The 4,386-nt window shown below is 73.8% G+C and carries 6 protein-coding genes; 5 read left to right on the forward strand and 1 reads right to left on the reverse strand.

All coding sequences use genetic code 11. From position 1 onward, the window contains the following. Positions 1 to 190: 190 nt before the first annotated feature. From ABWI04_RS41775 to ABWI04_RS41785, 3 genes are read left to right on the forward strand one after another with little or no spacing between them, the layout of a single operon-like run. Positions 191 to 556, forward strand: a complete 366-nt coding sequence (locus tag ABWI04_RS41775; RefSeq protein ID WP_353835870.1) for a hypothetical protein — start codon at positions 191 to 193, stop codon at positions 554 to 556. Positions 557 to 565: 9 nt separating this feature from the next. Next, positions 566 to 898, forward strand: coding sequence for a hypothetical protein (locus ABWI04_RS41780; RefSeq protein ID WP_345184780.1), 333 nt, complete (start codon positions 566 to 568; stop codon positions 896 to 898). A 10-nt stretch (positions 899 to 908) separates the two neighbouring features. Next, positions 909 to 1,511 carry a GNAT family N-acetyltransferase gene (locus ABWI04_RS41785; protein ID WP_345184782.1) on the forward strand — a complete coding sequence of 201 codons (603 nt, stop codon included), beginning with the start codon at positions 909 to 911 and terminating at the stop codon, positions 1,509 to 1,511. Here ABWI04_RS41785 and metF read toward each other — a convergent pair. Beyond that, complete coding sequence (gene metF / locus ABWI04_RS41790; RefSeq protein ID WP_353835871.1) at positions 1,448 to 2,383, reverse strand: methylenetetrahydrofolate reductase [NAD(P)H]; 936 nt, start codon at positions 2,381 to 2,383, stop codon at positions 1,448 to 1,450. The genes ABWI04_RS41785 and metF overlap by 64 nt on opposite strands. A gap of 179 nt (positions 2,384 to 2,562) precedes the next feature. Here metF and ABWI04_RS41795 point away from each other — a divergent pair, with 179 nt between their 5' ends. Together ABWI04_RS41795 and ABWI04_RS41800 are read left to right on the forward strand one after the other, a co-directional pair. Then, positions 2,563 to 3,615: a polyprenyl synthetase family protein gene (locus tag ABWI04_RS41795; protein ID WP_345184786.1), complete on the forward strand. Its 1,053-nt coding sequence runs from the start codon at positions 2,563 to 2,565 to the stop codon at positions 3,613 to 3,615. A gap of 93 nt (positions 3,616 to 3,708) precedes the next feature. Further along, positions 3,709 to 4,281 carry a carboxymuconolactone decarboxylase family protein gene (locus tag ABWI04_RS41800; protein WP_345184788.1) on the forward strand — a complete coding sequence of 191 codons (573 nt, stop codon included), beginning with the start codon at positions 3,709 to 3,711 and terminating at the stop codon, positions 4,279 to 4,281. Positions 4,282 to 4,386 lie beyond the last annotated feature (105 nt).

Here is a 4,386-nt window from a genome sequence, read left to right on the forward strand (position 1 = left end):
GCCAAGGCCATGACGGCGATGACCAAGGCGATGACCAGCGCCACCAAGGCCATGTCCGACGCCGCGAAGGCGATGGACGCGGCGGCGAAGGTCATAGGCCCCGCAGCCGACCCCGCACGGCGCCGGCGACATCGGCAACTTCCCCGACCGGCCCGCCGCCGCCCGGGCCGCCAGGGCCGACGCGCTGGCCGTGGCCGCGTCCGTCCAGCACGGCCGTCCCGTCCCGGACACGGTCTGGAAGCACCTGGAGGCCAACGCCGGCGACCCCGACTACACCGAGAAGCTGTACGAGCGGCTCGGCCCGGCGGCCGCCGCGGAGCTGCTGAAGGCCGCCCAGGGCGACAGGGCGCGGCTGGCGGCCGTGCGGCAGTCCCTCGGCACGTCCAGCCACCATCTGACGATGGACGTGAAGTGGCTGCGCGCCTTCCTGGCCGAGGCCGACCGCGCCGGGGTCCGTCCCGTCGCCGTCCAGGTGCTCCTGGGCGCCGACATGAGCGGCCGCACGCGCGAGGCCCTCGCCCGGCTCGACCTGCACCCGTCCACCGCCACCGCCTGAGAGGTCGCCATGGCCGCTCCACCGCCTCCCGGCAGCCTGCCCCCGCCGATCACGGGCGCCGCGTCGGCCCGGCTGTCGCCCGCCGAGCAGCCCAACCCGGAGTACCAGCAGCTCTACCAGGCGTACTCGGACGCCTACGGCAGCATCGACCGGCTCCGGCAGGCGCTGGACGGGCCCGTGAAGACCCTCGGCGGGACGGACGCGTGGCTCGGCCCGGAGGCGCGCGAGTGGGGCGGGCAGCTCGACGCCAACCGCGGCACGCTGCGGAAGGCCGCCGACCGGATCCTCTGGGACCTCTACGATCGGCTCTCCGCGACCCAGCGGACCATCGCGCGGGTCTAGTCTCTGTCGGGTGAGGGACCCGAAGCTGCGCGAGATCGACGAACGCGCCTTCCTACGCAGGCTGAGCCCCATGCTGGACGTGTACGCGGCCGCGATGGAACCGCCGAACGAGCAGCTCCCGGGCCGGCACACCATCATGGAGCGCCATTCCTCGTATCCGGGGTTCCGCGCGTTCGTTGTCGAGCGGCGCGGGGCGCTGCCCGTCATGCCGGCGCCCGTCCAGGGGTTCGCCTACGGTTTCCACGGGGCGCGCGGCCAGTGGTGGCACGACGTCGTCTACCAGGCGCTGTCGGACCGCGAGGGGCCCGAGCACGCCGACGCGTGGCTGGAGGACGCCTTCGAGGTCGCCGAGCTGCACGTCCATCCGCAGGCGCAGGGCAGGGGTCTCGGCCGGGGGCTGCTCAACGCGCTGTGCGACGGGCGGCCGGAGCGGACGGTCGTGCTGTCGACGCTCGACAGGACGCCGGACACCCCGGCGCGCCACCTCTACCGTTCGGTCGGCCTGGTCGACCTGCTGGCCGACTTCGAGTTTCCGGGCGGCGGGCCCCGCTACGCGGTGATGGGCGGGCGGCTGCCCCTCGCGCCGTACCCGGCGCCGTCCAGCAGCGAGTAGACCTCGCGCGTCGCCGTCGACTTGTTGAACGTGATGAAGTGGATGCCCGGCGCGTCCTGCTCCAGCAGCTCGCCGCACAGCTCGGCGGCGTGCTCGATGCCGAGCCGGCGGACGGCCTCCGGGTCGCCCGCGACGGCCTCGAAGCGGGCCCTGACCTCGGGCGGGAACGGCGCGCCCGACAGCTGCTCGGACCGCTCGATCGTGCTGAGCTGGGTGACCGGCATGATGCCGGGCAGGATCGGCACGTCGCAGCCGGCGGCCTCGACGCGGTCGCGCAGCCGGAAGTAGTCCTCGGCGCGGAAGAACATCTGGGTGATCGCGTAGTCGGCGCCGGCGCGGCACTTGTCCACGAAGTGGCGGGTGTCGCTCTCGATGTCGCGCGAGCGCGGGTGCTTGTAGGGGAACGCGGCCACGCCGACGCAGAAGTCGCCGTAGGAGCGGATCATCCGGACCAGCTCGGCGGCGTACTCGACGCCCTCCGGGTGCTTGACCCACTCCCCCATCGGGTCGCCGGGCGGGTCGCCGCGCAGCGCCAGGACGTTGCGGACGCCGACGGCGGCGAACCGGCCGATCAGGTTGCGCAGCTCCGCCTGGGAGTGGTTCACGGCGGTGAAGTGCGCGACCGGTGTCAGGGTGGTGTCGGTGGCGATGCGCTCGACGATGTCGACGGTCGTGTCGCGGGTGCCGCCGCCCGCGCCGTAGGTGACCGACACGAACGTCGGGTGCAGGGACTCCAGCTCGCGGATCGCACGCCACAGGTTCCGCGCGCCCTTGTCGGTCTTGGGCGGGAAGAACTCGAACGAGAACGAGCGCTCGCCCGAGGCGAGCAGTTCTCGGACGGTCGGGGGCCTGTGGGGGCGTACGGGTCGCATTCCCCAAGCCTACAGAAGCGCGCCGGAGGGGACCGGCCCGGCGGGGAAGGGCGGCCGGCCGCCGATCCGCGTGATGCTCGCCACACCCGGCATGCGTTATGTCCGCATTTCCGAAGATCTTATGACATCTCACGTTCGCGATGGAGGGTGGAAAGCACCCAGGTGGATACGATCTCGGCATGTCGACCACCCGGATCCGCAAGGAGGTCGACGAGGCGCTGCTGGCCTTCGTCGACCGCCGGCGCCCCGCGCTGCGCGCCATCAGCGAGGACCTCGCACCGCTGCTGTCGGCCCTGGACGCCCTGCTCGGCGGCGGCAAGCGGCTGCGTCCCGCCTTCTGCTACTGGGGGTGGCGCGCGGCGGGCGGCGAGGACGGGCCCGGCATCGTGGCCGCCGCCGCGTCCCTGGAGCTGCTCCAGGCGAGCGCGCTGATCCACGACGACGTGATGGACTCCAGCGACACCCGGCGCGGCCAGCCGTCCGCCCACCGGCGGTTCGAGGCGCTGCACCGCGCCCAGGCGTGGCCGGGCGACGCCGAGGCCTTCGGCGGCGGCGCCGCCATCCTGCTCGGCGACCTGTGCCTGGCCTGGTCGGGCGAGATGTTCGAGACCTCCGGGCTGGACGGCGCGAGCAGGTCCCGCGGCCGGGAGGTCTACGACCTGATGCGCACCGAGGTCATGTGCGGCCAGTACCTCGACATGCTGGAGGGCGCGCGCCGCCAGGCGAACGTCGCGACGGCGCTGCGCGTGGTGGAGTACAAGAGCGCCAAGTACACGATCGAGCGCCCGCTGCACCTCGGCGCGGCCCTGGCCGGAGCCCGCCCCGACGTGGCGGCCGCGCTCACCGGCTACGGCCTGCCGCTCGGCATCGCCTTCCAGCTCCGCGACGACGTGCTCGGCGTGTTCGGCGACCCGGCCGAGACCGGCAAGCCCGCGGGCGACGACCTGCGCGAGGGCAAGCGGACCGTCCTGGTCGCGCTCGCCCTGGAACGCGCCTCCGCGAGCCAGGCCGCGGCGCTGGAGCGCCGTCTCGGCGACCCGGAGCTGGACCGTCCCGGCGTGGACGAGCTGCGCGCCGTCATCGAGGAGACCGGGGGCCTCGCCGCGTGCGAGGCCATGATCGAGCGCTACCTGCGCGAGGCGGAGCAGGCCCTGGAGACGGCCCCGATCACCGACGGCGCCCGGGAGGCGCTGGCGGAGCTCGCGGTGGCGGCCACCACGCGCAGCACCTGACCCGCCCGGCTCCCGCGTCCCCCGTGACACGATCCGGCCAAGTTTTCCCGGCGCACTAGAACTTTCCCACTGATCGGTGGCAGAAATGTCGCCATGTGCGCCGACACCCCAGGAGACCGCGTCCCGCGCTTCGACCCGCTCCCGGAGGAGGAGTGGGACGACGTCGTCCGGGCCGTGACCGACACGATCGGACCCCTGAACGTCATCACCACGCTCGCCCGGCACCCGGAGCTGTTCCGGTCGTGGATCGGGTTCGGCTCCATGCTGCTGATGAACGGGACGCTGGGCGCCCGCGACCGCGAGCTGGCGATCCTGCGCACGGCGCACCACCGGTCGTGCGCGTACGAGTGGGACCACCACCGGCGGGTCGCGCTGGACGCGGGGCTCACCGAGGACGAGATCGCCGCGCTCCGCGAGGACCCGGACCGGCACGGCTGGAGCGACGACGACCGCATGGTGCTGGCCGCCGCGGACGAGCTGCACGAGCGCGGCACGATCAGCGACGCCGCGTGGACGGAGCTGGCCACGCGCTTCGGGGAGCGCGAGCTGATCGAGCTGGTGATGCTCATCGGCCACTACCACATGGTCGCCTTCGCCCTGAACGCCCTGCGGGTCCAGAACGAGGACGGAGACCACGGCGCCCGGGGGGAAGGGGCGGGCGGATGAGGCCGGGACGCGGGCCGGCGGGGGCGCTCGCGGCCGTCTCCGCGCTGGCGCTGACGGCGGCGCCGGCGACCGTTCTCGCGGCGTCCGCGCCCGGCGAGGCGCGGG

Origin of the sequence: Actinomadura sp. NPDC000929 (genome assembly GCF_040492065.1) — a bacterium.
In the GTDB taxonomy this organism is placed as follows: Bacteria; Actinomycetota; Actinomycetes; order Streptosporangiales; family Streptosporangiaceae; genus Spirillospora; species Spirillospora verrucosospora.